Here is a 26,888-nt window from a genome sequence, read left to right on the forward strand (position 1 = left end):
GCGCTGCGGCGCGCATGGACGTTCCCCCAACGCACTGGTGTCAGCCGGCGCGGCACACGTGGTCGCGGCGGCGGCGAATGCTAGTCTGCCGATCCCACTCCCCTCAGTGCCTGCGATGAACACTCTCTTCGGTAGCGACAGCTGGCTTTACATCATTCTGGTCGGCTTCGTGGTCGGGCTGCTGGCCCGTTTCATCACCCCCGGCACGCAGCGTCTGGGCTGCCTGCTGACCATCGTGCTGGGCATCGCCGGCGCACTGGTGGCCAGCTGGTTCGGCCGCTACATGGGCTGGTACCACGCCGGCGAACCGGCCGGTTTCCTCGGTGCGTTGCTGGGTGCGATCGCGATCCTGGCGCTGCTGCGCCTGTTCAGCGGCAGCAAGCGTTGACCGACCCGGCGTCACGTTCGACCCGGCTACGCCCCACTTCACGACACAGCATTCCCATGACGTCATCGTTGCTTCCCGATACCGCGCGCGATGCGCTGCGCCTGCAGTGGGCGCGGCATGCGCTGGCTGACCCCGAGCTCACGCTGCAGCGTGCCTCCGTCGATGCGGGATTTCGCAGTTACTGGCGTACGCAGGGACGTGGCGTTGATCGCATCCTGATGGATGCGCCACCAGCACTGGAAAACGTGGCGCCCTGGTTGCGCATGCACGCACTGCTCGGCGAGCACGGCGTGCGGGTGCCGCAGGTACTTGCACAGGAACTGGACACCGGATTCCTGCTGCTGGAAGACCTCGGCGTGCCGACCCTGGCGCAGGTACTGACCGATGCCAATGCCGACGCGCTGCTGGATGCTGCGATCACGCAGTTATTGCTGCTGCAGCGCATTCCGCCCCCCGCCGACAGCGCCGAGTTCGGCGAAGCGCTGCTGCAACGCGATGCCGGCCTGTTCGAAGACTGGTTTCTCGGCCGCCACCTGGGCCTGCAGCTGGACTGCGGCCAGGCCGAGCAGCTGCAGCTGCTGCAGCGCCGTTTGATGGACAACGCACTGGCGCAGCCGCGCGTGTTCACCCATCGCGATTTCATGCCGCGCAATCTGATGCCGGTCGGCGACGGGCCGGCGGTGCTGGATTTCCAGGATTGCGTGATCGGCCCGATCGCCTACGACCCGATCAGCCTGTTCAAGGACACCTCGGTGAGCTGGCCGCTGGCGCGCGTGGATGGCTGGCTGGCGCGCTACCACGCACGTGCCGCAGCGGCCGGATTGCCGGTGCCGCCGCTGGCGCAGTTCCTGCGCGATGCGGACTGGATGGGCGTGCAGCGGCACCTGAAGAATCTTGGCATCTTCTCGCGCCTGAGCCATCGCGACGGCAAGCATTGGTATCTGGACAACGTGCCGCGTTTCATCGTCTATCTGGACGAGGTATTGCCGCGTCATCCCGACCTTGCGCCACTGATCGGCCTGCTGGAAGAGCTGGTCAAACCCGCGTTGGCGGCACGCTCGGCGCAGGTCGGCGCATGAAGGCGCTGATCTTCGCCGCCGGTTTCGGCGAGCGCATGCGTCCGCTGACCGAGCGCACGCCAAAGCCGTTGCTGTCGGTCGGCGGCACGCCGCTGATCGTCTGGCACCTGCGCAAACTGGCCGCGCTGGGCGTGGACGAGGTGGTGATCAATACCTCGTGGTTGGCGGAGCAATTCCCGCAACTACTGGGCGACGGCAGCGCATTCGGGCTGCGGCTGACGTATTCCTTCGAGGGCGCCACGCCGCTGGAAACCGGCGGTGGCATGCTGCATGCGTTGCCGTTGCTGGGCGAGGCGCCGTTCCTGCTGGTCAATGGCGATATCTGGACCGATTTCGATTTCGCGCGGCTGTCGGGCACGCCGGCGGGACTGGCGCAACTGGTGCTGGTCGATCAGCCCGCCCATGCAGCGCGCGCAGATTTTGCGCTGGACGTAGATGGCAAGGTGCGCGCGGACCTGCCCGCGACGCTCACCTATTCCGGCATCGGCATGTATCGACCGGCGGTGCTGCGCAATTGGCAATCGGTCATCGGCCAGTTGCCCGGGCAGACCGGCGCAACGGCACCGCGGTTTGCGCTGGCGCCCATCCTGCGCGCGCAGATGGCAGCAGGGTTGATCGATGGCATCCACCATGCCGGGCGCTGGACCGATGTCGGCACGCCACAGCGATTGGCGCAGCTGGATGCACAGCTGCTGCACGACGGCGGCTGATCGCAACCACGCCGCCGCATCGCCCGGTCGCGCCTTGCTTGCCGCCTAAGCGCCGGCCATCCCGAGCGGGCGTTGCCGGCCCAGCGCCCGCGGGACCTTCTGCGTCAGGGATGCCGCCACCGACATCCAGTGACCGATCCGCGGCGTGCATCGACACCGGATGCGGCACCGCGCCAGCGATCACTCCGCGCATGCCGGTCAATCCCGCACCCGAGATCCGGCGATGTCATGCGACTGCTGCAGCCTGCTGCGGCCGCCGGCCTTCGGCGGCCGGACCAGACGCGACGGGCGGTTGCCGCCCCGCGTCGACCGGAAGTCGGCTGACGCAGGGGCGGCCATGCCCCGCTCGCTTAAGGTTTCGACGGCGCGTGCAGCTGCTCCATGATCACCTTGGACAAGGTCGCATAGTCGCCGTTGAAGTGATGATCGCCCGGCAGCGCGACACGCCTGGCGGCCTGCGCCGGCAGGCTTGGGCAGAGCGTATCCTCATCGTCCTGGCCGTAGATGCACAACGTGGTGCCGGCGGACAGTCGCTGCACTTCAGGTGCGATCGGCAGGCCCTGGTCGTCCGAGCCCAGCCAGTTGCTGACGTGGAATTCGTAGTCGGCCAGCTTGCCTACCGACAATAGCGCGGTCATGCGCAGGTTCTGCCTGGTTTGCGCCGGCAGCTTGTTGATCGCGGCCGGCAGCACGTCCGCCCCCTGCGAGAAGCCGATCAGCACCACCCGCTGACGTTGCCAGCGCTGCGCATAGAAACGCGCAATGCGATCCAGGTCGGTGGCAAAGCCCTGCGGAGTACGCCTGGTCCAGAAGTAGCGCAGCGAATCCAGGCCGACCACCGGGATGCCTTGCGCGGCCAGGGCATCGGCCACCTCCTCGTCCAGGCCCGCCCAGCCGCCGTCGCCGGAGACGAAGATCACGAAGGTGTCGTCGTCGCTGTCGCCGTCCGGCTTTGCCGGCAGTTCCACCACCGGCAGATCTTTCAGCCCACCCGGTGGCGGCGGCAAGGCCACGCCCTTCTGATCGCCCAGCGAGCGTGCCGCGGCGCGCAGGCCCGGCAGGACGTCGCCCTGTGCCGAACGGGTGAAGGTACGCGCCTGCGGCACCTGCTTGAGGAAGCTGCCTTCGGCCGCGGCCGGGCAACGCTTGTCCTGGCTGCCGGCAAGCACCCAGGGAATCTGCAACGGCACCGGCAGCAGCGTATTGCTGCCCGGGCGCACGCCCGGCTGGCAGATCGCCTGATCGGAGACCGTGGCCGGGCACAGCCCATCGGTCAGCACGCCGGCCAGCACATGCGGCTTGGCCTGCGCCCCGACGGCATAGGCAAGTGCGGCACCCTCGCCATCGCCGACCAGCAGCGGCAGGCGGTAGGTGGGGATGTGGTAGAAGGCCTGTACGTAGCGGGAGAAATTCTCCACATCGCCGACCGAGAACGCGCAGGTGCCACCATCCTTGCGCAGCACCGCGTACAGGTGCGCGGTGTCCACCATCGCCACCATCGCACCATCGGCGCGCAGGCTTTCTGCCTGTGTCTGGCGCCTGGCGTTGTTTCCGGTGCCGGTCAGCCAGATCACCACGCGCTGCGGATCGCCCTTGGGCATCAGCACCGGCACCTGCTCGAAGCGGCCGTGGCTCACTTGCTGGGCCGTCTGCGCAGCCGCCATGCCCGATAGCGTCAACATCGCCGCGCCACAGAGCGCGCTCCACATCTCAAGTCGTCGCATGTCGCACCATCGGGAAAAGTGGTCCAAAAGATAATCGTTCGGGGCGGCCACGCAAAGCGTGGCGCTTCGCTTAGCGCGCATGTGCTCGCTGACGCGCTTCCCAGGCGGCCAACGCCTGCCGGTAGCGTGCCACGTCCTCTGCGTATAGATCGTGCACGCACAACGGGCAGCCGCTTTCGCAGCACTCGTTGGGCGCTGGCGGCTCGGGCGGCTGCGGGCGTGGATCGTGATCGGAGGCTGCGGGGTGGTGCATGCGCGCATTGTAGCGTGCACCATGGCCGTGCCCGGCTGGAGCGCCGCCGGCCGGATGCCGGGTCAGCGCGCCAGCCGTCGCCGCAGATTGGCCCGCGCCGCGGCATCGCAGCGCACATGGAAATCGTCGCTCAGGAAGATGCGCGGACGCTCCAGCAGGCCGGCCAGGAACCGCCTGCGGTTGCGCCGGAACAGCAGGCCGGGCACATGTCCGCGGTATTCGGCGGCAATGGCCTGGTCGTAGGCGTCGAACACCGCAGCCGGTGCGGCCAGGATCGCCATGTCGCAATCCAGGAACAGCGCCGCTTCGGCATCCACGTCCGCCGGCTGCAGTTGTCCATGGCGTGCGGTCAGCAGAATCAGCTGCCGCACGCGCGCAAGATCGACCGATGCCTGCGGCCACCAGCGCGGGATGCAGTCAGCCGCCCACCTGGCGGATTGGGCCTCGTTGTCGCTGCGCCCGGGCTGATACACCGCGTCGTGAAACAGCACCGCCAGCCAGACTTCGACCGGCTGCTGCCAGCCCGGTCCGGCGGCGACCTCGGCGTAATGCTGCAGCAGCGCGCGCACATGGCCGAAGTGGTGATAGGCACGCGGTGGCGTGGCATAGGCCTGTTCGAGCGCGGCCAGGTGCTCTGGCTGCAACGGCAGCGGTGTGGTGGTGGCGTCCATGTGCGCAGGCTACCGCGTGCGCATCGACCTGCACATCAGCGCAGCGACCACCGCCCTTCGATCTGGTAACGCGACTGCCCCAGAAAGCTGCGCACCAGCGCAAACTCGCGCACCGTCCACGCCAGCGCCTCGCAGCGTCGTTGCGGCAACGACTGATTGCAGTACAGCAGCGTCATGTGCGGCGTGTACTGCGCATCGCCGGCGATGCCCGCGTGCGCCAGTTGCCGGCCCAGCGCGCCTTGCAATTCGTACAGGCCACGCACCTTGTCCTCGCCGCGCAGTACGCACGGCAGCTGCGAACGTCGTCCACCGAACGTGCCTACCCGATCGAACTCCACCTCGAACGCATCCATCGCCACGCGCCCGGCGGCCTCACTGGCGCGAGTCACCAGCGAAGGTGGCAAACCACCCGCGTAATCGCCGAGATGATGCAGGGTCACATGCAACCGTTCGCGCGCCAGCGGCCTGCCCTCGACCTGACCGGCGTGCAGCAGCCCATCGGCGACCGCGGCGGCGCGCTGGGCGGTCGGCGCATCGGCCATCACCGCAAAGAACAGGCGCTCGGTGGTCTTCTCCTCGCCCAGACCAAGCGACAACTGCGCCTCGGCCGAGGACAGGTACAGGAACTGCTGTTTCATGGGCTGATTCCACGACCGCGTACGCGGACCTGCCGGAAGAAGGGCGGCGGATACTAGCAGACCGACCGCGTGCGTGACACGCATGCGCCGTCAACCGCGTCACGTGGAACGCGCACCATGCGTGGAACAAGATCGCGCACCAGCAAGCGTCTCCGGCACAAAAAGAAACGGACAGCTTGCGCTGTCCGTTTCCGCCTTTATCGGTCCTGCTCCACAAGCTGCATCACACTGGATGCGCCCGGGTCACGCACGCATGTTATGCGGCGTTCTTCATCGCATGCTTGCGGTTACGCATGACGTCGTGGCAGGCGCGCACTTCCGGCAGCAGGCGCAGTGCGGCGTCGCGCGCGGCAGCAGGGGTGTCCTGGTCGGCAATGGTCTCGTCGAACGCCTTCAGCAGGCGATCTTCGGACTCTTCCAGCTCGGCGACGTAGCCGTACTTGGTATCGCCCAGCGTTGCGCGCACCTTGCCGTAGAACTGCTGCATGCTGCCGACCATGGTGCCGCTGGTTTCCGGCTTGCCGCCGACCGACGCGACCACGCTGCTCAGGTTGCTGACGATGTCGGACTTGACCCCGGCGATGCGGCGGAACAGCGTTGCAAGCTCGGCATCACCCACCTTGGCGGCGGCTTCTTCGTAGAAGTCCTTGCCGTCGCGGGAAATGGCGATGAGGTCGTTGAGGCTATGCTCGGTCTTGCTCTGAATGCTCATGTGTCGCTCCTGGTTGCGATGGGCCAGCGCTACGCGGATTGCAACTGCGCTTGCGCTGGCTTTCGGGGGATGAGGCAATCGATGGATTGATTGCATGCCTTGGCGTTGTGTACGGCCCTAGCTTGGCGTGGCACACATAATCGGCACGTGAGTGATGTGGTGATCGTCCTCACGCGGTCATGCAGGCAATGAATGGGGATTCATCGATGCCAAGACCGGGTCAAGCTACTTCGGCTGCCGGCTTGCCCACATGTTGTCGACCAGGTTGGGATATGGACGGCCGGCCTCTTCGGCGCGCTGCCTGGCAGCCGCTTTCTGGGCAGCGGTCAGCGGCGTGGACGCGGACCTCCCCTTGGGCTTCGGGCGCTTCCATGGAGGTGGGGTGAAGTCGGTCATGGCGCTGTACGGTCCGCTCGCGATGAAGCATGCAGTCTCGACGTCGGGCCGTGAGTCGGCCGTGGATGGGGCCCTGCATCCTGGATGTGCAACTGCATCGCGACGGGTACGACCGCTATCCATGCCGCCACTCATCACGGCAACGGCTGTCTCTTATACACATCNCTTCAGCAGCTCGCCAGCGCCGTCCGCTGCCGGCGTTCCTGCCAGAGCGCCAGCGCGTATACCAGCAAGCCACCCAGCGCAGTGGCCGCCCCCACGTAGCCGGTCGAGGTCCAGCCCCACCCGGCCGTGATCGCCATGCCGCCCAGCCATGGACCAAGCGCATTGGCGGTATTGAACGCGGCGTGGTTGGATGCCGCGGCCAGGGTCTGCGCCTCTGCGGCCACATCCATCAACCGCGTCTGCAGTGCGGGCGCTAGGGCACCCATGGTGCCGACCGCCACGATCGACACGAAGACCCACAGGCCCGACTGCGCGGCCAGGGGAAAGGTCAGCATCACCACCACCGACCACACCAGCAACACCGGCACCGCGCGGAACTGCATGCGGTCGAACAGCCAGCCGCCCAGGATGCTGCCGAGCACGCCGCCGACACCGAACGCCACCATCGCCAGCGGGATCCGCGCCGGCTCCACGCCGGTCACCGCAGTCAGGGTGGGCGCCAGATAACTGAAGACGCAGAACATGCCGGAAAAACCCACCGCGCCAATCGCCAGGGCCAGCCACACCTGCGGCTGATTGAACGCCCGCAGCTCGCGCAGCGGCTGTTGCCGCGGCTCGTCCGGCGCAGGCGGCAGGCGCGATGCCACGGCGGCGACCGTGCACAACGCAAGCACCGAGACCGCCGCGTAGGCCCAGCGCCAGCTCACGATCTGGCCCAGCCAGGTCGCCAACGGGTTGCCCACCAGCAAGGCGATGCTCAGGCCCAGCAGCACCCGCCCCACCGCAGTGGCACGTTGATTGGGCGGGCTGATCGATGCGGCCACCAGTGAGGCAACGCCGAAGTAGGCGCCGTGCGGCAAGCCGGCGATGAACCGGCACAGCAACATCGTGTGATAGCTCGGCGCCAGCGCACTGGCGAGATTGCCCAGCGCGTAGAACACCATCAACAGCAGCAACAAGGTGCGCCGCGGCCAGCGCGCGCCGACGATCGCCAGCAACGGCGCGCCGACCACCACACCCAGCGCATAGGCACTGATCACATGGCCGACCTGCGGCTCGCTGATCTGCAGGCCCTGCGCAATCTGGGTCATCAGGCCCATGGTGGAGAATTCGCTGATGCCGATCGCAAAGCCACCCATCGCCAACGCAAACAGGATCAGCACATAGTCGCGCCGCGACACGCGCGGCGTTGAAAGATCGGTATCGGACATGCCCGACTCCAGCAATGGCGGGGCAGCTTATTATTGTGCAACGCAGCAATCGACGAAAGCACAGCGCCTGCGGCGATTCAGCACCAGTCCCCGTCACGTCACAGTTTGGCCGATTTGGTCACGACAGGAGACGCTGTGTCCTATCGCGACCGCTCGAATCTGCTTGGGTCCGCCACCATCGCTAGGGAGCACTCGCGATCGGCGCGGTGTCGCGCCCGGCGCGTGATCCACATCCCTATTGGTTGCTGATGTCCAAATCCACTGAATCCCCGTTGTTCTCCCCCGTGCGCCTGGGCGCGCTGGATCTTGCCAACCGCGTGATCATGGCGCCGCTGACACGCAATCGCGCCGTCGCCGGGCAGGTGCCGTCGCCGCTTGCCGCCGAGTACTACGGCCAACGCGCCAGTGCCGGATTGATCGTGGCCGAAGGCACGCAGATCAGCCCGCTGGGCCAGGGCTATCTGGATACGCCCGGCATCCACACCGCCGCGCAGGTGCAGGGCTGGCGCGCGGTCACCGACGAAGTGCATCGCCGTGGCGGCAGGATCGTGTTGCAGCTGTGGCATGTAGGCCGCGTCTCGCACACCAGCGTGCTGCCGCCTGGCGAGTCGCCGGTAGCGCCCAGCGCCATCCGCGCCGACGGCAAGACCTACACCAAGGACGGCTTCCAGGATGTCTCCGAGCCGCGCGCACTGGCGCTGGACGAGATCCCCGCCTTGATCGAGGACTACCGCATCGCCGCGCGCAATGCCGTCGACGCCGGCTTCGACGGCGTGGAGGTGCATGCGGCCAACGGCTACCTGCTCGACCAGTTCCTGCGCGACGGCTCCAACCAGCGCACCGATGCGTACGGCGGCGACATCGAAAACCGGACCCGCCTGCTGACCGAAGTGGTGCAGGCGATCGCCGACGAGATCGGTGCCGAGCGCACCGGGGTGCGGCTGTCGCCGGTCACGCCGGTGTACGGCATGCACGACTCCGATCCGCAACCCTTGTTCGAACGTGCGGTGGAGCGTCTCAACCTGATCGGCGGGCTGGCCTTCGTGCACGTGATCGAAGGCGCAACCGGCGGTCCACGCGACAACGTCGCCTTCGACTACGCGGCGCTGCGTGCCAAGTTCGACGGTGCCTGGATCGCCAACAACAGCTACGACAAGGCACTGTCCGAGCATGCCATCGGCAGCGGCTACGCCGATGCGATTGCGTTCGGCCGGCCTTTCATCGCCAACCCGGACCTGGTGCGCCGCCTGCGCGAGAACGCCCCGCTGGCCGAGGTCGACCAGGCCACGATGTATGGCGGTGGTGCCGAGGGCTACATCGACTACCCCGCGCTTCCGGACTAAGAGCGCTTACAGCACTGCCGCGCGGCCGTCGGATGGGCGCGGCCGGTGCCGGGAATCGTGATGTACCACTCGTACAGCCCGGTTCTTGGGCGCCGACCGTCTCCGTCCGACGGCCGCTCACTCCGTTTTGTCAGCCGCCTGGAGGCACATCGGCTACGCTCGGCACCGGACGCGCGCAGCCACTGGGTCGGATCAGCCCGCCCCTGCACCGCGGCTCCGGGCGCCTGGCAGCCCGGCGCTTCTTGAGTACGCCTAGCGCCCTTCTGCCCGATGGCCATCGCGATGCGGCGACTGTCGGCACCTGCCGAGTCAATCAGTTGAAGCAGCACGCAGCACCAGGCGCCTGTGCGGGCTGCGCGACGGACTGGCGAATCCGCACACGTGCCCCATGGCACTGCGCGTGCAATGCCGATGCCTTCGCATCGTCGCGGTATCGGCAGCAACCACATGACGCGCACACCCTGCCCCGCTAGGATCGTGCCGACCCCGTCATTCTGGATTGCCGATGCGGCGCCTGCTCACTGCTGTTCTCTTCTGCACGCTGCTGATCTGCGGGCCGGCGCTTGCCGTGCCGTTCTGGGGCGCGCGCCAATCCAGCCCTGTCGAAACGGCGCCGGCCGACCTCAAGCCCGGCGAATGGATCTGGGGTGGCGTCAGCAAGGGCTGGGGGCCGATGGCGGTGATCGTCAGCCTCACCGAACAACGCGCCTATGCGTATCGCAACGGCATCCTGATCGGCATTTCCACCATCAGCTCCGGCAAGCCCGGGCACGAGACCCCGACCGGTGTGTTCACCATCCTGCAGAAGGACAAGGACCACCGCTCCAGCCTCTACAACGCCGCGCCGATGCCGTATCAGCAGCGCCTGACCTGGGATGGCGTGGCGCTGCACGCAGGCGGCCTGCCCGGTTATCCGGAATCGCATGGTTGCGTGCATCTGCCGTCGGAATTCGCGCGGCTGCTGTTCGACAATTCCAACATGGGCATGGTGGTGGTGGTCGCGCAGGCCGGCGTGGATGCCGACGCGGTGGTGCATCCACGCGCGCTCAGCCCGATCGACCCGACCACCGGCGCGCAGCGTGCGTTGCTGCCGCTGCCCAATGGCCAGACCTTCGCGTGGCAACCGGAGCTGGCGCCCACCGGGCCGATCTCGATGCTGGTCAGCAGCAGCGACCAACAACTGGTGGTCTATCGCAACGGCGTGGAAATCGGTCGCGCGCAAGTGGCATTGCGCGCGCAGGCCGGTGCCGCGCCGCTGGGTACGCAGGCGTTCATCGTCGGCCAGGGCTTCCTGCCCGGCGAGGTGCCCGGCCTGCCCGGCCAACGCATGCCCAACTGGATGCGCATCGGCATCCCCGGCAGCAATGCGGCGGCAGGACAGCCGCTGGATGCCGACACCATCGCGCGGCTGCAGGTGCCGCCGGCCTTCCTGGCCGGCCTGCTGCCACTGCTGACGCCGGGTGTAGTGCTGGTCGCCACCGATCAACGCATCCTCCCCGAAACCACCGGCGGCAAGCTGCAGGTACTGGATTCGGATCCGCCCGAGGCGCCCTGAGCGCCAGCTGCGCCGCGTTATCGCAACGGCAGGTCGCAAGCGCCGCGTGAGGTTGCGCGCGCAAATGCTGGCAGCTGGCATCGATGTGCATTTGCGTGCATTTGTCTGCACGGGTGGCGCCCGGCGCCGACGGCGCGCCCGGCGTTGTTGCGCACGACGCGGCGCATGCTGCGGCGGTTGTCGGCGCGGCTTTCGTGGCAGATGATGCGGCCATCCCTCATTGCCAAGGATGTGCGTGATGCGTCTGCTCACTGCGGTTCTGCTCGGCAGTACGCTGTTCGGCTATGCATCATCCACGGCAGCTGGCGAGCCGCAGCGCCCGGCCGCACCGAATGCCGAATGCCTGGATGCGCGGCGGGTGGCCGAACTGCATCAAGCCGATCCGCGCACGCTGGCGGTGGCCGAACAAGGCGGACGGCTGTTCCGCATCAGCCTGGCGCAGGACTGCCCGCACCTGGCCGCACACGCGGATGCGCACCTGCTGGCGACGCACGGCTGGGTCTGCAACGGTGCGCCGGCCTACGTGAGCTCGGGCCGGCAGCACTGCGCGATCAACCAGATCGCCACGCTGAGTGCGCGCGAATACGCCAGTGCGGCACGACAACGCGACAGCGGTATTCCGACCCTGGACGGCGTCAGCGTGCGCGAAGCGCGCCGGCGCAATTTCGCCGGCTCGTCCAGCTACTGCTTCAACCCCAGCATGCTGCGTTCGTGGTCGGAAGACGGCCAGGGGCTGATCGTGGAAGTGTCGCCACGTCATCCCGGTACGCATCGCCACTACCGCGTCGAACTGACGGACGGCTGCCGCGAGCTCAGCGGCGCGCCGCCGATTCGCTTCGTTTCCGGCATGGGCCTGAACGCGATCTGCGGCAATCCCGGCGACAAGGTCGATGTGCTCGACGAACTGGCACTTGCCGGCGCAGCGGCCGGATCCGGCCAGCAGGGCGATCTAAGCACCACGCGTGGCGGCCTGGCCGCGCGGATGCGCCAGAGTTGCACGGTGGCGGCGGTGTATCCGCGCGATTGAGCATGCCGCAACGTAGGAGCGCGCTGGGAAGGGTACTGCTACATCCGCAACAGCCTCACGCCTTGCGCAGGAAACAGGTCTTCAATACCAGGCCCTTGATCTTGTCCGAATTGCCTTCGATGTGCTCGGCATCGTCTTCGACCAGTCGGATGTTGCGGATCAGCGTGCCCTGCTTGAGCGGAATCGACGAACCCTTGACCTTCAGGTCCTTGATCACGGTCACCGTGTCGCCGGCCTGCAGCAGGTTGCCGTTGCTGTCGCGCACCACCGTCGCGGTCGCGGCGGATTCGCCGGCGCTCCATTCGAAGCCGCAGTCTGCGCAAATCCACAACGCGCCATCGGCATAGGTATTGTCCAGGCCACACTGCGGGCAGGCGGGAACGGAAGACATGCGATTCCTAGGTTTGAAACGGGCGTGAATTGTAGCCTCCCGGACGCGCGATCACGTCTCCGGCACGGCGCCAGCGCGATAGTGCAGCGCTTGTCGAATGCCCTGCAGGTCGCACGTGCCCAACCCATCGGTTCCCCAAGCCCCCGGCGCTGCGCCAGGATCCACCGGGCCTGCGGCTGCCGAACCGGGCGCGGCGAAAGAAACCGGCTCGCATCTGGTCGTCTATGTCGCGCTGGCCGGCAACCTTGCCATCGCGGTCGCCAAATTCATCGCCGCAGGGATTTCGGGCAGCTCGGCGATGCTCAGCGAAGGCGTGCACTCGCTGGTGGACACCGTCAACGAAGTCCTGCTGCTGTACGGCCTGCGCCGCGCGGCGCAGGCACCGACGCCGACCCATCCGTTCGGTTACGGGCGCGAACTGTACTTCTGGAGCTTCATCGTTGCGCTGTTGGTGTTCGCGATGGGCGCGGGCGTGTCGCTGTACGAAGGCATCGTGCATCTGCGCAATCCCGAGCCGGCCAAGAGCCATCTGATCGCCTACATCGTGCTTGGTGTGTCGATCGTGTTCGAAGGCATTTCCTGGGTGGTGGCGCTGCGCGAATTCCGCGCCAAGAAGGGCCGCATGGGGTATTTCCAGGCATTCCGGCAGAGCAAGGACCCCAGCACGTTCACCGTGCTGCTGGAAGACAGCGCCGCCTTGATCGGCTTGTTCATGGCGGTACTGGGCCTGGCCGGCGCGCAGTTGCTGGACATGCCCGAGCTCGATGGCATCGCTTCGATCGGCATTGCCTGCGTGCTGGCCTTTACCGCATTCCTGCTGGCGCGCGAAACCAAGGGCCTGCTGATCGGCGAACCCGCGCATGCGCATGTCACCGAATCGCTGCTGCGCATTGCCGCCAGCGATCCGGACGTGCGCGCCGCCAATGGCGTGTTGACCATGCAGATGGGCCCGAACCAGGTGGTCGCTGCCCTGAGCGCCGAGTTCGAGGACAGCCGCACCACCCCGCAGATCGAGGCTTGCGTCGGGCGCATCGAAGCGGCCGCCAAGCGCCAGCACCCCGAACTCACCGCGCTGTTCATCAAGCCGCAGACACCGGAAACCTGGCACGCACGTCGCGCCCAGATCGAACGGGGTGCCGAGCAGGATTAGCGCGTTGCAGGCCTGGGCTGTGCGCAACGCGATGCGGTGCGTTGCGGCCAGCGGCTACGAGTCGCGCGCGCTGCGCTGACAGTCGAGCACCGATGCAGCGCCAGGAATGCGGCACTTGGCAGAGCTGACATCCTCACCACCAAGCTGATCCTGGCCATAACCGCCGCCGCGGCTGCGGTTGCATCGCCCGGGGCGATTGCCTACGGTAGGCGGGCACCAACTCCTGGCGTCGTGAGTCAGCCGACGCATCCCACTCGATCATCAGCATGGAGGTTTCCGATGGAAATCAGCCAGGGTCGCGTTGCGACCATTCATTACACCCTTTCCGACGACAGCGGCCAGGTCCTGGACCGTTCGACACCCCACACGCCCTTGAGCTACCTGCACGGTGCCGGCAACATCGTGCCCGGCCTGGAACAGGCGCTGGACGGCAAGCGCAGCGGCGAGACGCTCACTGCCGACGTGGTGCCCGAACAAGGTTATGGGCCGCGTCATGAGCAGCTGATCCAGCAGGTGCCGCGCGCGGCATTCCCGACCGATGTCGAGGTGGTGCCGGGCGTGCAGTTCGAGGCGCGCACGCAGCAGGGCCCGGTGCTGGTCACCGTTACCGAGGTTGGCCCGGAACAGGTCACCGTCGACGGCAACCATCCGCTGGCCGGGCAAACCCTGCACTTTGCGGTCGAAGTCGTCGACGTGCGCGAAGCCACCACCGAAGAACTGAACGAAGGCCAGGTCGCCAGCGTCGCGGCCTGACCCGGTGTGCCGCGTGCCGGTGGCACGCGGCACGTCGGTTGCTGCGACGTCCGCACGCAGGGGGACGGGCGTCGCCGGTGGCGGAAGTAGTAAAGTGCGCGGCCCGCTCACAGGCCCGTCCGCATGAAACTCGGCATCGACTTCGGTACCAGCAATTCCGCCGCTGCGGCGATCGTCGATGACCAGGTGGTGCCGGTACGCTTCGGCGAGGCCTTGCAGTTCCGCACCACGGTGTATTTCCCCGAAACCATGCGCGACCCGGACGATTTCAGCCTGACCCCGGCGCTGGAATACGAGGTCGAACGGCTGATCGACTCCGGCCGTCGCGACGCGGCTGCCGCCGGCCGTACCTCCAGCAACGACAGCCTGCGCCGCGACGCGATCCGCATCGTGCGCCGCCAGTGGATGGAAGAGCAGGTGCGCGAGCCGCGCAGCTCGGCCGCCCTGCTGCAGAACGCGGTCTACGGCGACGAGGCGCTGGATGCGTACTTCCTGGAAGGCGAAGGCAGCCTGGTGCAGAGCCCCAAATCGATGCTGGGCTACAACCTGCATCCGCGCGCGCGCCAGACCATCACCGGCATCGCCACGCATGTGCTGGAGCACATCCGGCTCACCGCCTCGCGCCAGTTCGACGTCAATATCCGCAGCGCCACGCTGGGCCGCCCGGTGCAGTTCCGCAGTTCCATCGGCGAAGCCGGCAACGCGCAGGCGCTGGAGATCCTGCAGACCGCCGCGATCGCCGCCGGCTTCGACCAAGTCGATTTCCTCGAAGAACCCGCAGCGGCCGCGATGCATTACCACGTCAGCCACGACAGCCGCCACGACACCGTGGTGGTGGACATCGGCGGCGGCACCACCGACATCGCCCATGCCAGCGTCGGCGGCAGCGCCGCGCCGCAGGTGCACCGTGCCTGGGGTATCGCGCGCGGCGGTACCGATATCGACCTGGCACTGAGCCTGGCTGCCTACATGCCGCTGTTCGGCCGCGGCATCACCCGCGTGCCCACCCACCACTACGTGGAAGCGGCGATGGTGCAGGACATGACCCGCCAGCGCGAATTCCGCCTGCACAAGTACCAGGACGTTCCCGCCCCGTTCGACAAGCGCCTGCAGGCGCTGCAGGACACCGGCAACACCGCGCGCCTGTACCGCGGCGTGGAAGCCTGCAAGATCGCGCTCAGCGAGCACGACCGGCACCAGGGCGCGCTGGACTTCATCGAACGCGGGCTGGGCGTGGACGTGCAGGCCAGCGCGCTGGTTGCGTCTGCTTCCAGCTATCTGGGCGAACTGGAAGGCCTGCTTGCGCAGGTCCGTGCCGACCTGGATGCGCCGCCGGCCACGCTGTTCCTGACCGGTGGCATGTCGCGCGCCGGCTATATCCGCGACACGGTGGCAGCCGCGTTCCCGGAATCGCGCCTGGTGCAGGGCGATCCGTCCTTCGGCGTGGTGCAGGGCCTGGCCTGGGCGGCGACACGCCAGCTCCGTCCGTCGGCTGGTTAAGGCAAGCCGCGCCCTCATCGGTTACAATGCGCGGTTGCTGCGTGGCGTTTAGCCGCCGTATCAGCAAGGCACGCTTGCCGTGCCATCGCGATTGCGCACCGAACGCGACCGCACTTCTCGACACCGCTTCCGCGCGCGCCACCCTAGCCGCACGCGGTGTCATTGCACTTCCCCGCTACAGGAGGCCACATGGCACGTCCCGCGACCAAGCAGAAATCCCAGCCCAGCATCGCTCGCAGCGAAGGCAAGTCGCAGCCGCTCAGTCGCGAGCGCATTGCTGCCGACATTGCCGCGTTCCGCAAGACCGGCGGCCGGATCGAAGTGCTCACCACCAACTTCGGCCCTGCGCGTAACGACGGCGACAAGATCGCTTAAGCGTTACCCGCAATCGAAAAGCGTGGACCCGACGTGCCACCGCAAGGTGGCACGTTCGTTTCCGGCCCTGGACGTTGCGGGCGTCCGGTTTCGTCATCGATGCGCCCTGGACCAACATGCGATGCCAGCCCGCTGGCGCCATCGCCGGTCCCCGGCGGCAACGCCGCAGCGATATGCGCGATCCCGCAAGCCATCGCAGCAGCCATGAGTGCGTCCTGCCGTCGCCACCGCTGCGCGCACATTCACCCCGCGCACCGGCCGCGCAGCGACGGCCCCGTTACAATGAGGGTTCTCCAAGAACCTGCACGATGTGATGTCCGCGTCCGACGCTTTGCCCACGATGATCCGTAGTCTGTTGCCGCACTGGAATCCACAGTGGCTGACCGTCGCCGTGGTGACGGTGCAGATCGTGTTGATCCTCGGCGTTGCCGCCCTGGTTCGGCTGCTGCTGCGGCAAGTACTGCGACGCCTGGGTACGCGCTACAACCTGCCGGCGGAAGTAACGATCGGCATCCGTCGCGTGGGCAGCTTCGTCATTTCCGTCACTGCGGTGCTGGCGGTACTGAACACCCTGGGCGTCTCCAGCGTCACCTTGTGGACCGCGTTCACCGGATTCGCGGCGGTCGGTGCAGTGGCGTTCTTCGCGGCATGGAGCGTGCTGTCCAATATCTTCTGCACCTTCCTGATCATCACCACGCGCCCGTTCCGCCTGCACGACCACATCGAGCTGCTGGAAGGCGGCGACAAGCCCGGCCTGAAGGGACGGGTGGTCGATATCAACGTGATTTACACGACCCTGGAAGAAACCGGCGACCACGCCGGTAGCGTGCTGCAGGTGCCCAACAGCCTGTTCTTCCAGCGCACCACGCGCCGCTGGCGCGAGACCGGCCACTTCAACCCCAATTGAGCGTGGCTGCCGGCAGTGCCTGATGGAACCTGGCCGGCGGCTATCAGCTGGTGCGGTCATGGCATCGGACGCCGCGGCGTACCAGCGGCACGAGCTGTCCCGAACACCGAACGCACCCGCTTTGCGCCTAGTGCAGTCGTCGGCTGGCCGCTCTGAAACAGCCCCTCTGGAACAGCCCCGACATGGCAGTCAACGCAGCTGGCTGTCCTTGCTGCCACGACGGTTGTAGCCGCCTTGCGCCGCCTGCTCCAGGTCGTGCGCCTGCTGACAGTTCACGCACAGGTGCACGCCCGGCACTGCCTTGCGCCGCGCCTCGGGGATAGGCGCATCGCACTCTTCGCACTGCGTCAGGCTGGGACCCTGGTGCAGCTGGCTCCGCGCGCGCTTGATCGCATCCTCGACGGTCGCATCGATCTGGTCCTGCACCGCCCCATCACCTGCCCATCCGGTCGCCATGCTCGCCTCGGCTTGTCTGCTCAGCACTGGAATATGGGCATGCGCACGGGCAAATCCAAGCCGGACGTGCACAGTGCGCTCAAATCAGGTGCTTTAGCATCGGCTCATCCGCACTCTTCGAGGAAGTCGCAATGGAACAAACCGTCCACCCGTTCTCCGAATTATTCGCCCAGTTGGGCCTGCCGTCGGACGAAGCCAGCATTCGCGATTTCATCCAGGAGCACTCCCCGCTGCCGGGCGACATGCGTCTGGAGGAGGCGCCGTTCTGGACGCCGGCACAGGCGCAGCTGTTGCGTGAAGAACGCCTCGACGATGCCGACTGGATCGTGACCATCGATCAACTCAATGTTGCCCTGCACACCACTGCGGAGAACACCGGCGTCTGAGCTGCGCGACCGCATGGCGCTCGTCCGGCGCCAGACCTCGCTCGCAGTCTTGTCTGTCGTTTTGTCGATGCAGCAGACTGCAGGAACGAAAAAGGAGCGGCCGGTGGCCGCTCCTTCTGCTTTCCGGGGGATGCAGCCGGCATGCGAATCGCACGCCACGGCCACGCCCTGCCCGGTCAGGTCACCTTCTTGGCGATCGTCATGCCGAGCACGAACAGCACGATGGCAATGATGATGCCGGCCCAGAACAGGAACTTGGCGATCCCCATCGCGGCGCCCGCCATGCCGCCGAACCCGAGCGCACCGGCAATCAGTCCGATGATGGCGAAAATAATGGCCCACTTGATCATGTTGGTTGTCTCCTCATCCGGCAAAGCGCCGTGTTCAATCGTGTGCTTGCGCGGTCGTGCCGCAAAACATGCGCTGCACGCTACGCATCCGGATGTGCCGCATTCGTGAATACGCCTGACACACGATGCCACATGCGCGCATGTCGATTGGCCAGCAACGCCCGCATCGGCGATCATGCGCAACTCGTCGCAATCGATTGGCATGGACACTCTTCGCTACCTCGCCGGTTACCCGCCCGCCGTGCTGGATCAGGTGCGTGAGCTGATCGCGCAGGACAAACTCGCACTGGTGCTGGCACGCCGCTACCCGGATCGCCACACGATCCGCAGCGACCGGCAGTTGTACGACTACGTCAAGGCCATGAAGGAGCGCTACATGCGCTCCTCGCCCACCCTGCACAAGGCGCTCTACGACAACCATCTGCAGGTGGTGAAGCATGCGCTGGGCACGCACACGGCGATCTCGCGCGTCCACGGCAGCCGCCTCAAGGCCAGCCGCGAGATCCGCATCGCCTCGGTCTTCCGCGATGCACCCGAACCGTTCCTGCAGATGATCGTCGCCCACGAGCTGGCGCACCTGAAGGAAGCCGACCACAACAAGGCCTTCTACCAGCTGTGCAACCACATGAGCCCGGACTACCACCAACTGGAGTTCGACCTGCGCCTGTATCTGACCCAGCTGGCGCTGTCCACGGACGCCTGATCGCGCACCGGCAAGCGAAGGAAGCGCGGCACGGTCGCCGCCCGTCCGTGGCGGCCGGTTGCCAGGTCGGCAAGAACCCCCTGCACCGATCAGCGGCAATGCTGCCCTCCACCTGGCCTCGGGCGGCATTCGCGCCCGCCCGAGGTCAGGCACGACAGGGGTGCCGGCCTCTCCTAGAATGCGGCCATGCAGGCACCGTCCCTCCAGCAGCTCACCGATGCCGCGCAGACCGCGCAACCTGCAGCAATGACGGCATTGGCACATGCGCTGGTGCGCATGGGGCAGGCCGAGCAGGCGCTGGACTGGTACACGCGTAGTGCGGCCGCAGGCGATGCCAGCGCGCAGATCGAAGCCGGCCGCATGCTGGCCTACGGTGTCGGGTGCGAGGTGGACGTGGCCCAGGCGTTGACCCACTGGCAACAGGCCGAACGCCAGCATGTGGCGGCAGCGCGCTATCTGTTGGCGACCCTGGCCGTCACCGACACCCCTGCGGCGCTGGAGGTGCAGGCGGCCTCTCGCCTACGGGCCGCGGCTGCAGCCGACCATCCGCCTGCGCTGCGCGCGCTGGCCATCCAGCACGGCCGGATCGATCACCCCGCGCAGCAACGCCGCTGCGTTGCCTTGCTGGAACGTGCCGCCGCAGCCGGTGATGCAGTGGCAGCCGCGCTGCTGGCCGAGCGCCTGCTGCGTGGCGAAGGTGTCCCGCCGCAGCCCGACGCCGCAGCCCAGCTGCTGCGGCAATTGCAACCGCTGGGCATTGCCGCGCCGCCTGCCGTGCGGATCGCGCCACCGGATCCGGTCGGCGACGATCAGCACATCGGTTTCGCCGCCCGACACATCGCCACGCGCCGCCACCACGCACCCATGATCGAAGAAATCTCCGGCGTGCTGTCTGCCGACGAGTGCCGCTTGTTGATGTTGCTGGCGCGGCCGCACCTGCGCGCCTCCGAGGTGGTCGACCCCGACGCTGCCAGCGCGCGCCGCGTGCCAGTGCGCACCAGCCGCGGCGCCACACTGGACCCGATCCTCGAAGACTTTGCCGCGCGTGCGGCGCAGGCGCGCGTGGCGGCCTGCGCGCAGCTGCCGTTGACCCAGGCCGAAGCGCTGTCGGTGCTGTGCTACGCGCCGGGTGAGCAGTACCGCGCGCACCGCGACTATCTGCCGCCGGGCACGATCGCTGCCGACCGTCCCACGGCCGGCAATCGCCTGCGCACCGCCTGCGTCTACCTCAACGACGTCGACGCGGGGGGCGACACCGACTTCCCGGTCGCGGGCGTGCGCGTCCGTCCACGTGCCGGGTCGGTGGTGTGCTTCGACAATCTGCATGCCGATGGCCGCCCCGACCCCGACTCGCTGCACGCCGGCCTGCCGGTCAGCGCGGGCAGCAAATGGCTGGGAACGCTGTGGTTCCGGCAGCGGCGCTACCGGCATTGGTGAACAGATTCATACACTAGCCCCCACCGACGTGGTTTAAAATGTTGCAGCGCGACGTGATCGGACAGGGTCTGCAGACGTCGCGTTTTTGTTTCCCATTGCACGGGTTCCGGCCCGGCCACAGGGAAGGCACATCACGCAGCCCCGCGGAGCCTTCGATGCTTTTCGAAACCCTCGACACCACCGGCCACGAGCAGGTGATCTTCTGTCACAACCGCGACGCCGGCCTGAAAGCGATCATCGCCCTGCACAGCACCCGGCTCGGGCCTGCGCTGGGTGGCGTGCGCATGCGCCCCTACCCCGATAGCGAGGCGGCGCTCAACGATGCGCTGCGGCTCAGCCGCACCATGACCTACAAGAACGCGCTGGCCGGATTGAATGTCGGCGGCGGCAAGGCGGTGATCATCGGCGACCCCAAAAGCGACAAGAGCGAGGCGCTGTTTCGCGCGTTCGGCCGCTTCGTCGACACCCTGGGCGGGCGCTACATCACCTCCGAGGACGTCGGCACCGACGTCAACGACATGGAACAGATCTACCTGGAGAGCGAGTACGTCACCGGCGTCCACCAGGTGCATCGCGGCTCCGGCGACCCGGCTCCGTTCACCGCCTACGGCGCGTTGCAGGCATTGATGGCCTCGCTCAATCGCAGGCTCGGCCACGAGGAAGTCGGCAAGGCCAGCATCGCGATCCAGGGCCTGGGCCATATCGGCATGGAGCTGGTGAAGCTGCTCAAGGAACGCGGCGCCAAACTCTACGTGGCCGATCTGAACCCGGCGCTGGTGGACCGCGCGGTGGCCGAGTACGGCGCCGAAGCGGTCAGCATCGAGGAGATCTACCAGGTGCCGGCCGATGTGTTCGCACCGTGCGCGCTGGAAGGGGCGATCAACGAAGACACACTGCCGCGGCTGAAGGCCAAGATCATCTGTGGCACCGCCAACAACCAGCTTGCCAGTGCCGCCATCGGCGAGGAGCTGCACCAGCGCGGCATCCTGTATGCGCCTGATTACGTGGTCAATGCCGGCGGCGTGATGAATGTGTCGCTGGAGATCGACGGCTACAACCGCGAACGCGCAATGCGCCTGATCCGCAGCATCTACCACAACCTGGAAAAGGTGTTCGACCTGTCCACCCGCCTGGGCGTCGCGCCGCAGCAGGCGGCCGACCAGATTGCCGAAGCGCGGATCGAGGCCATCAGCAAGCTCAAGCTGCCGCTGGGCCGCACCGCACCGCGCTTTCTGCACAAGCTGCGCGGCGAGTGACCTACCTGCCCAGGCACGTTGCCTGGACAGGTGAACTCGCGATCACGCACCAACGCTCACCCATGCAGCGCGCCGATCAGAAATCGGCGCGGTAGCGCAGGCTCAGCGCGCGATCGTCGCCGCGCTCGCCCACCCGCTGGTCGTAGCCGAAGCGCAACTGGCCCTGCTGCCCCAACGGCGCGGCCGCGGTGAGGCCGAACAGGCCACCCGAACGGGCCGGCTGCATGCCGCGCAAGGGCGCCCATGCGTCCACGCCGGTGAAGCTGGCATCCAGCGTCAGGCCCTCGCTGCTCAGGGCCTGCTGCCACTCGGCATACCCGCCAAGCTGCACGCCGCGCCAGCGGTAGGCCGAACGCACGCCGGCCAGCGCCTGGGTGCGCGAGGAGGTGCTGGCAGCGGCACGCAGGCCGAAGCCGTCGCCACCGCGTTCGTGGAAGCCTTCGCTGCGCAGGCGCACGTAATCCAGCCCCATGTAGGGCGTCAGGCTGGCGCGCGCGCCGCCCAGGCGATAACCGGTTTCCAGGTTGCCGCTGAGGTAACTGCCGCTGTAGTCGCTGAAGGCAGTGCTGCGTTCTTCGCCCAGTTGCAGGCTGCGCTCGATCTGCCGGTTGACGTTGCCGAAACCCACCTGGCTGAGCGTGTACGCAGAGCCCAGCGTGGTACCCCAGTACAGCTGCCCCTGCACCTGCCGATCGCGCCCGCGTGCACCATCCAGATCGCCCAGGCTGCTGGAGCGCGTTTCGCCGAAGGCAAAACCGGTCACTGCGTCGGACGCCAGGCGCAGGTCGTTGCCCATCATCCAGCCGGAGGTGGCGAATCCTGCGGTGGTCGCCCCGCCCTCGCCCGGCCCGCCCAGCGCACGCTGCCAGACGCCCGGCATGCGCGGCTGCTGCGACAGGCCATCGAAATGCGCGGCCAACGCCCGCCTGCCCAGATCGATGGTGTCGAAGGTCATCGCTGCCGACTCGGCATGCGCACGGCCGGACAGACTGCGTAGCGAATCGGCGGCAGCCTTGGCATCCGGCGACTGCTGCAATGCCGCGGCGGCGCGGATAAAGCCGCTGCTGATGCCGCCAGTGCCCTGCAGCTGCTGCGCGTCCACCTGCTCGAACGCCTGCTCGACGCGGATTGCCGACTCCATCGCCGCAGTGCCGGCCATGCCCAGCGTGGCGGCGACGGCAGTGGCATTCAAACTGCGTACGGCAAGGTAAGCCGTATTGCTGTCGTAACTCAGCGAGGCATCCAGAAAGGTCACGGCCGCGCCGCGGCTGAGCGTATCGAAGGTGCCCTGCAGCCCGCTGCCGGCCTGCAACAACATGTACGTGGCGTTGTCGACCACATAATCGCGGCGACCGAGCACCTGCAGGTCGCCGGCAATCGTCGCGGTCCCGGTCACGTTCACCCGGTCGCCCACGTTCAAGGCCAGGCGACCGTCGCTGGCCTGAGTGTAGTTGCCCACGATCGACAGCGTCGCACTGTTGACCTGCAACGTGCCGGCATTATCGACGCGTCCGCCGATCCTGCCCGCGCCGATCAACGTCGCACCATTGGCGATGCCCACGCGTGCACTCTGCAGGCTGGCCGTCTGCAAGGTGCCCTCCAGCACCTGGGTGTCGCCGTCGAACGTATTGGCGCCGCTGCTCAACACCAACGTGCCGGTACCGCGTTTGGTCAGGCCACCGGTGCCACTGATGTCGTTGGCCCAGGTGGAACGCAAGGTGTCGACGGTGACATCCACCGTGCCCCAATCGAAGCGCGCCGGCCCCAGCACCGCCTTGCCGACATCGAGCAGGCCGTAGCCGAATGTCGGGTCCACACCGGCCGCGCCCAGATCGGTCGCCGTTCCCAGTAGCGTCTGCCGCACCAGGTCGTTGTTGAAATACGGAAACGCCTGCCACACCAGCGCAGCCGCACCGGAGACCAATGGCGCCGCAAACGAGGTGCCGCTGCCATAGAAATAACGGAGGTTGCCGGCGGTCGCATCGGGGTAGAGGAACATCGAGGTGCCCGGCGCCACCAGGCAGTAGCGCATCGTCACGCCGCAGGCATTGGAGTACGACGCCAGCTGCGTGGGATTGGCGGTATCCAGTGCAGCGACGACCAGCCATCCGCGTTCCAGGTCGGCCGCCGGCAACGTGCCATTCGGGCCAGGCTGGCTGGGCAGCGCGGCGGTATCGGACGGTTGCGATCTGGATTCGTTACCCGAAGCGAACACCACCAGCCCATCGTTGCCGATGACGAACGGCCGGTATTCCTGCGCGATCTGGTTGGTGACGGCCGGGTCGTTCCAGTACAGCCCGCCCCACGAATTGTTCATGATGCGCACGCCGGCGCCGATCAGATCGGCATGCACCGGACCCAGGCCGAGCGGGCCATCGACTTCGTTGCCCTCGCCGCTGCCGTCGTCGTCCGGCGCTTCGTCGCTGATGATGCGTGCGGACACCAGGCCGGCGCCGCTGGCGATACCGCCCGGCCACTGGCCCACTGCGCGCCCGGCCGCCAGCTGCGCGACCACCGTCCCGTGACCCACCACATCGCCGGCGGCGACGTTGTTGGTGCGCGGATCCACATAGATGAAGCTGTCGCCGACCCGCCCCTGCAGGGCCGGATGATTGGTGTTGATGCCGGTATCGATCACGCCGATGCGATATCCCGCACCGGTGAACCCCAATGCCTGCGCGGCACGTGCATTGGTCAGCGTCAAATGCGCGTCGATTGCAGGTTCCGGCGTGGCCGGCGGTGCAACCACCGGCGGGGGTGGGGGCGGAGGCGGCGGTGAAGTCGGCGGCGGCGGCGGGGGCGACGTCGGGGGCGGTGCCGTCGGGGTGCTCGGACGGATACCACCGCCCCCGCCACCGCCGCCACACGCGGTCAATGCAATGGCCAACGCCGAGGCCAGGACAGTCCTGGCGACGTCTCTCTTCTTCATCTGGATGTTCTCCCCGAACCCATTCCATGGATAGGACCCGATGCCGGGCCCGAATGCCGTCTTATACTGCATCTTCACACGCCTGTCGCAGTTGATTGCGTAGCGCATGGCACCGCATCGGCACGTGCTGGCGCGAACCGGGCGCGAGGCAGATAATCGTTTCACTTTAAACGGTATCTCCTCATGTCCGACATCGTCATCGTTGCTGCCAAACGCACTGCCATCGGCTCGTTCCTTGGTCAATTCAACGGTGTGCCGGCGCCGACGCTCGCCGCCGCCGCGATCCGCGGCGCGCTGGCGCAGTCCGGCGTCGCACCGGCCGACATTTCAGAAGTCATCGTTGGCTGCGTGCTGCCCGCCAACCTGGGCCAGGCACCCGCACGGCAGGCCGCCATTGCTGCAGGCATTCCCACCTCGACCGGCGCCACCACCATCAACAAGGTGTGCGGCTCGGGCATGAAGGCGATCATGTTCGGCCACGACCTGATCAAGGCCGGCTCGGCCAGCATCGTGGTCGCCGGCGGCATGGAGTCGATGAGCAATGCGCCGCATCTGCTGCCCAACTCGCGCACCGGCAACCGCTACGGCAACTTCCAGGCGGTCGACCACATGGCCTGGGACGGCCTGACCAATCCCTACGACGGCCAGGCGATGGGCGTGTTCGGCGAGGCCACCGCCGAAAAGTTCGGTTTCAGCCGTGCCGATCAGGATGCATTTGCGATCGCCTCGGTCGAGCGCGCGCAGGCGGCGCAGCGCAGCGGCGCGTTCGCCGATGAGATCGTTCCGGTCACCGTTGCCTCGCGCAAGGGTGAAGTGGTCGTCGACAGCGACGAGCAGCCCGGCAAATCCGATGTCGCCAAGATCCCGACCCTGAAGCCGGCCTTCAAGAAGGACGGCACCGTCACCGCCGCCAGTTCGTCGAGTCGCCCGCTGTCTCTTATACACATCTANGTGTATAAGAGACAGGCGCAGACGAGGCGCAACGGCGCGGCATCGCACCGTTGGCGCGCATCGTGGGGCATGTCACCCACTCGCAGGAACCTGAGTGGTTCACCACCGCACCGGTCGCTGCAATCCAGACCTTGATCGGCAGGATCGGCTGGCACCTGGACGATGTGGATCTGTTCGAAATCAACGAAGCCTTCGCGGTGGTGGCGATGACGCCGATCGCCGAGCTGGGCATTTCGCACGACAAGGTCAACGTCAACGGCGGTGCCTGCGCATTGGGGCATCCGATCGGCGCATCCGGCGCCCGCCTGGTGGTGACATTGGTGAATGCGTTGCGCACGCGTGGTGGCAAGCGCGGAATCGCGACCCTGTGCATCGGCGGCGGCGAAGCGACGGCCATCGCTATCGAATTGATTTAATTGTTTTTAACGGCGATTTTGCAAAACTGAATGCGCGTACGCTTGACACTGGTCCTTGGACCGTCATCATGTCGGGGGCGCGCAATAGCGCGTTGCCTAATCTAACGACGAGGATTGAAACAATGACCATTAACAAGCTGCTGATCGCAATGGCTCTGGGCCTGGCCCTGACCGCTTGCTCGAAGCCGGAACAGGCTCAGGACGCTGCTTCTTCGGCTAACGAAGCCGCTGCAGACGCTCAGACCGCTGCTGACCAGGCTGCTGCCTCGGGCTCGCAGTCGGCCGACGCCGCTCAGGCTGCTGCCAACACCGCCGCTGCTTCGGCTGACACCGCTGCTGACGCTGCCCAGGCTGCTTCCGGCGCCGCCACCGACGCTGCTGCCGAGCAGGCTGCCGACGCTGCCAAGACGGCTGAAAACACCGCCGAAGCTGCCAAGGACACCGCCGAAGAAGCCAAGAAGTAATCACTTCTTAGCTCCAAGCGCGTTCGGGAAAAGCCGCTGGTTTCCAGCGGCTTTTTCTTTGCCTGCGATTTGCCGGGACCTGGCCGCAACGCGGTTCATGCCGCCGCACCCGCGCCGCGTCGGGGGGCGGACAGCGCATGCCGCCTGGTGGCTGAATGGCCGGCAGCGCATTGACGCCGGCTGCATCGGTGCCTGCATAAGCTCCGCCTTCCAACACCGGAACAGGACCAGGACCACCCATGAAAACGATCCGCATGCTGTCGTTGAGCGCCATCACTGCCCTCACCCTGGCCGCTTGCCAGGGCCCTGACGCCGAGCAGGCACAGCGCGATGCCGCCTCCGCTGCCAAGCACGCCGCGGCTGCGACCGAACAGGCCGCCGATCGCGCCGCCGTGCAGGCCAAGGCCGCCACTGCCGACGCACGCGTGGCAGCGCGCGAACTGGCCGCAGATGCCAGCCGCGCCACCGCCAACGCCGCAGACGCCACCGCCGACAAGACCCGCGAGATGGCCAACAAGGCCGAGCAGAACGCCGACAAGCACGACGCCGAACATCCGCAGCATTGATCCACCGCGTGACCGTATCTGCAGTT

28 protein-coding genes, 1 other RNA gene and 1 pseudogene are annotated in these 26,888 nt (G+C 67.0%); 19 read left to right on the top strand and 11 right to left on the bottom strand.

The features are described from left to right. The first annotated feature begins 115 nt into the window (after window positions 1-115). From C0541_RS08490 to murU, 3 genes are read left to right on the top strand one after another with little or no spacing between them, the layout of a single operon-like run. Complete coding sequence (locus tag C0541_RS08490) at window positions 116-388, top strand: GlsB/YeaQ/YmgE family stress response membrane protein (protein WP_104583065.1); 273 nt, start codon at window positions 116-118, stop codon at window positions 386-388. 56 nt (window positions 389-444) lie between these two features. Next, window positions 445-1,467 (top strand): aminoglycoside phosphotransferase family protein, encoded by a 1,023-nt coding sequence (locus C0541_RS08495; protein WP_115047591.1) that lies wholly within the window; start codon window positions 445-447, stop codon window positions 1,465-1,467. Next, the gene (gene murU / locus C0541_RS08500) at window positions 1,464-2,177 is read left to right on the top strand and encodes an N-acetylmuramate alpha-1-phosphate uridylyltransferase MurU (protein ID WP_115047593.1); all 714 of its coding nucleotides are present in this window, start codon (window positions 1,464-1,466) and stop codon (window positions 2,175-2,177) included. The genes C0541_RS08495 and murU overlap by 4 nt, the downstream gene beginning before the upstream one ends. A gap of 350 nt (window positions 2,178-2,527) precedes the next feature. Here murU and C0541_RS08505 read toward each other — a convergent pair whose 3' ends face one another. The 7 genes from C0541_RS08505 to C0541_RS08535 form a co-directional block, all read right to left on the bottom strand. After that, on the bottom strand, window positions 2,528-3,901 hold the full coding sequence (locus tag C0541_RS08505; protein WP_115047595.1) for a virulence factor family protein: 1,374 nt from the start codon (window positions 3,899-3,901) through the stop codon (window positions 2,528-2,530). 70 nt (window positions 3,902-3,971) lie between these two features. After that, entirely contained in the window at window positions 3,972-4,154 is a 183-nt protein-coding gene (locus C0541_RS08510; RefSeq protein WP_115047597.1) for an oxidoreductase-like domain-containing protein, read from the bottom strand. Window positions 4,155-4,216: 62 nt separating this feature from the next. Continuing rightward, on the bottom strand, window positions 4,217-4,825 hold the full coding sequence (locus tag C0541_RS08515) for an HD domain-containing protein (RefSeq protein ID WP_115047599.1): 609 nt from the start codon (window positions 4,823-4,825) through the stop codon (window positions 4,217-4,219). Between the two features lie 35 nt (window positions 4,826-4,860). Next, window positions 4,861-5,463 carry a 2'-5' RNA ligase family protein gene (locus C0541_RS08520; RefSeq protein ID WP_115047600.1) on the bottom strand — a complete coding sequence of 201 codons (603 nt, stop codon included), beginning with the start codon at window positions 5,461-5,463 and terminating at the stop codon, window positions 4,861-4,863. A 256-nt stretch (window positions 5,464-5,719) separates the two neighbouring features. Next, a complete protein-coding gene (locus C0541_RS08525) occupies window positions 5,720-6,175 on the bottom strand; it encodes a PA2169 family four-helix-bundle protein (RefSeq protein WP_024937995.1) in 456 nt (151 codons plus the stop codon). Between the two features lie 225 nt (window positions 6,176-6,400). Then, on the bottom strand, window positions 6,401-6,571 hold the full coding sequence (locus C0541_RS21025; RefSeq protein WP_115047602.1) for a hypothetical protein: 171 nt from the start codon (window positions 6,569-6,571) through the stop codon (window positions 6,401-6,403). A 167-nt stretch (window positions 6,572-6,738) separates the two neighbouring features. Further along, window positions 6,739-7,947, bottom strand: coding sequence for an MFS transporter (locus C0541_RS08535; RefSeq protein ID WP_161959975.1), 1,209 nt, complete (start codon window positions 7,945-7,947; stop codon window positions 6,739-6,741). Window positions 7,948-8,195: 248 nt separating this feature from the next. Here C0541_RS08535 and C0541_RS08540 point away from each other — a divergent pair, with 248 nt between their 5' ends. The 4 genes from C0541_RS08540 to C0541_RS08555 all read left to right on the top strand — a co-directional run bounded on the left by C0541_RS08540 (window position 8,196) and on the right by C0541_RS08555 (window position 11,872). Continuing rightward, the gene (locus tag C0541_RS08540) at window positions 8,196-9,290 is read left to right on the top strand and encodes an alkene reductase (protein ID WP_115047604.1); all 1,095 of its coding nucleotides are present in this window, start codon (window positions 8,196-8,198) and stop codon (window positions 9,288-9,290) included. A 60-nt stretch (window positions 9,291-9,350) separates the two neighbouring features. After that, window positions 9,351-9,426: non-coding RNA, sX9 sRNA (locus tag C0541_RS08545), on the top strand. Window positions 9,427-9,789: 363 nt separating this feature from the next. Beyond that, window positions 9,790-10,845, top strand: coding sequence for a L,D-transpeptidase family protein (locus C0541_RS08550; protein ID WP_115047606.1), 1,056 nt, complete (start codon window positions 9,790-9,792; stop codon window positions 10,843-10,845). Window positions 10,846-11,083: 238 nt separating this feature from the next. Beyond that, entirely contained in the window at window positions 11,084-11,872 is a 789-nt protein-coding gene (locus C0541_RS08555; protein ID WP_238601291.1) for a hypothetical protein, read from the top strand. Between the two features lie 55 nt (window positions 11,873-11,927). Here C0541_RS08555 and C0541_RS08560 read toward each other — a convergent pair whose 3' ends face one another. Continuing rightward, complete coding sequence (locus tag C0541_RS08560) at window positions 11,928-12,263, bottom strand: zinc ribbon domain-containing protein YjdM (protein WP_115047610.1); 336 nt, start codon at window positions 12,261-12,263, stop codon at window positions 11,928-11,930. A 97-nt stretch (window positions 12,264-12,360) separates the two neighbouring features. Between C0541_RS08560 and C0541_RS08565 the strand changes: the two genes are divergently transcribed. The 5 genes from C0541_RS08565 (at window position 12,361) to C0541_RS08585 (ending at window position 16,948) form a co-directional block, all read left to right on the top strand. Next, the gene (locus C0541_RS08565; RefSeq protein WP_161959976.1) at window positions 12,361-13,413 is read left to right on the top strand and encodes a cation diffusion facilitator family transporter; all 1,053 of its coding nucleotides are present in this window, start codon (window positions 12,361-12,363) and stop codon (window positions 13,411-13,413) included. Window positions 13,414-13,692: 279 nt separating this feature from the next. After that, window positions 13,693-14,166, top strand: a complete 474-nt coding sequence (locus tag C0541_RS08570) for an FKBP-type peptidyl-prolyl cis-trans isomerase (RefSeq protein ID WP_115047612.1) — start codon at window positions 13,693-13,695, stop codon at window positions 14,164-14,166. A 123-nt stretch (window positions 14,167-14,289) separates the two neighbouring features. Beyond that, a complete protein-coding gene (locus tag C0541_RS08575) occupies window positions 14,290-15,666 on the top strand; it encodes an Hsp70 family protein (RefSeq protein WP_115047614.1) in 1,377 nt (458 codons plus the stop codon). A 189-nt stretch (window positions 15,667-15,855) separates the two neighbouring features. Continuing rightward, entirely contained in the window at window positions 15,856-16,041 is a 186-nt protein-coding gene (locus C0541_RS08580; RefSeq protein WP_010366034.1) for a hypothetical protein, read from the top strand. Between the two features lie 313 nt (window positions 16,042-16,354). Then, window positions 16,355-16,948, top strand: coding sequence for a mechanosensitive ion channel family protein (locus tag C0541_RS08585; RefSeq protein WP_161959977.1), 594 nt, complete (start codon window positions 16,355-16,357; stop codon window positions 16,946-16,948). 189 nt (window positions 16,949-17,137) lie between these two features. Here the strand turns inward: C0541_RS08585 and C0541_RS08590 are convergent, their stop codons facing one another. Beyond that, the gene (locus C0541_RS08590; protein WP_115047618.1) at window positions 17,138-17,404 is read right to left on the bottom strand and encodes a DksA/TraR family C4-type zinc finger protein; all 267 of its coding nucleotides are present in this window, start codon (window positions 17,402-17,404) and stop codon (window positions 17,138-17,140) included. 131 nt (window positions 17,405-17,535) lie between these two features. Here C0541_RS08590 and C0541_RS08595 point away from each other — a divergent pair, with 131 nt between their 5' ends. Continuing rightward, the gene (locus C0541_RS08595) at window positions 17,536-17,790 is read left to right on the top strand and encodes a DUF2789 domain-containing protein (protein WP_115047620.1); all 255 of its coding nucleotides are present in this window, start codon (window positions 17,536-17,538) and stop codon (window positions 17,788-17,790) included. Window positions 17,791-17,966: 176 nt separating this feature from the next. Here C0541_RS08595 and C0541_RS08600 read toward each other — a convergent pair whose 3' ends face one another. Next, a complete protein-coding gene (locus C0541_RS08600; RefSeq protein ID WP_003489471.1) occupies window positions 17,967-18,140 on the bottom strand; it encodes a DUF1328 domain-containing protein in 174 nt (57 codons plus the stop codon). Between the two features lie 175 nt (window positions 18,141-18,315). Here C0541_RS08600 and C0541_RS08605 point away from each other — a divergent pair, with 175 nt between their 5' ends. The 3 genes from C0541_RS08605 to C0541_RS08615 all read left to right on the top strand — a co-directional run bounded on the left by C0541_RS08605 (window position 18,316) and on the right by C0541_RS08615 (window position 21,536). Beyond that, window positions 18,316-18,843, top strand: a complete 528-nt coding sequence (locus C0541_RS08605; protein ID WP_161959978.1) for a M48 family metallopeptidase — start codon at window positions 18,316-18,318, stop codon at window positions 18,841-18,843. 186 nt (window positions 18,844-19,029) lie between these two features. Then, on the top strand, window positions 19,030-20,280 hold the full coding sequence (locus C0541_RS08610) for a 2OG-Fe(II) oxygenase (protein WP_115047622.1): 1,251 nt from the start codon (window positions 19,030-19,032) through the stop codon (window positions 20,278-20,280). Window positions 20,281-20,435: 155 nt separating this feature from the next. Continuing rightward, window positions 20,436-21,536, top strand: a complete 1,101-nt coding sequence (locus C0541_RS08615) for a Glu/Leu/Phe/Val dehydrogenase dimerization domain-containing protein (RefSeq protein WP_115047624.1) — start codon at window positions 20,436-20,438, stop codon at window positions 21,534-21,536. Window positions 21,537-21,612: 76 nt separating this feature from the next. On the opposite strand, the gene C0541_RS08620 is transcribed toward C0541_RS08615, so the two are convergent. Then, window positions 21,613-24,465: a S8 family serine peptidase gene (locus tag C0541_RS08620; RefSeq protein ID WP_115048157.1), complete on the bottom strand. Its 2,853-nt coding sequence runs from the start codon at window positions 24,463-24,465 to the stop codon at window positions 21,613-21,615. A 183-nt stretch (window positions 24,466-24,648) separates the two neighbouring features. Between C0541_RS08620 and C0541_RS08625 the strand changes: the two are divergent. The 3 genes and pseudogenes from C0541_RS08625 (at window position 24,649) to C0541_RS08635 (ending at window position 26,862) form a co-directional block, all read left to right on the top strand. After that, a pseudogene (locus C0541_RS08625) lies at window positions 24,649-25,832 on the top strand (thiolase family protein). 122 nt (window positions 25,833-25,954) lie between these two features. Then, on the top strand, window positions 25,955-26,296 hold the full coding sequence (locus C0541_RS08630) for a hypothetical protein (RefSeq protein WP_047125721.1): 342 nt from the start codon (window positions 25,955-25,957) through the stop codon (window positions 26,294-26,296). A gap of 239 nt (window positions 26,297-26,535) precedes the next feature. After that, window positions 26,536-26,862 (top strand): hypothetical protein, encoded by a 327-nt coding sequence (locus tag C0541_RS08635; protein ID WP_115047626.1) that lies wholly within the window; start codon window positions 26,536-26,538, stop codon window positions 26,860-26,862. Window positions 26,863-26,888: the final 26 nt, after the last annotated feature.

Source organism: Xanthomonas arboricola (assembly GCF_003353015.1).
Taxonomy (GTDB): Bacteria; Pseudomonadota; Gammaproteobacteria; order Xanthomonadales; family Xanthomonadaceae; genus Xanthomonas; species Xanthomonas arboricola_E.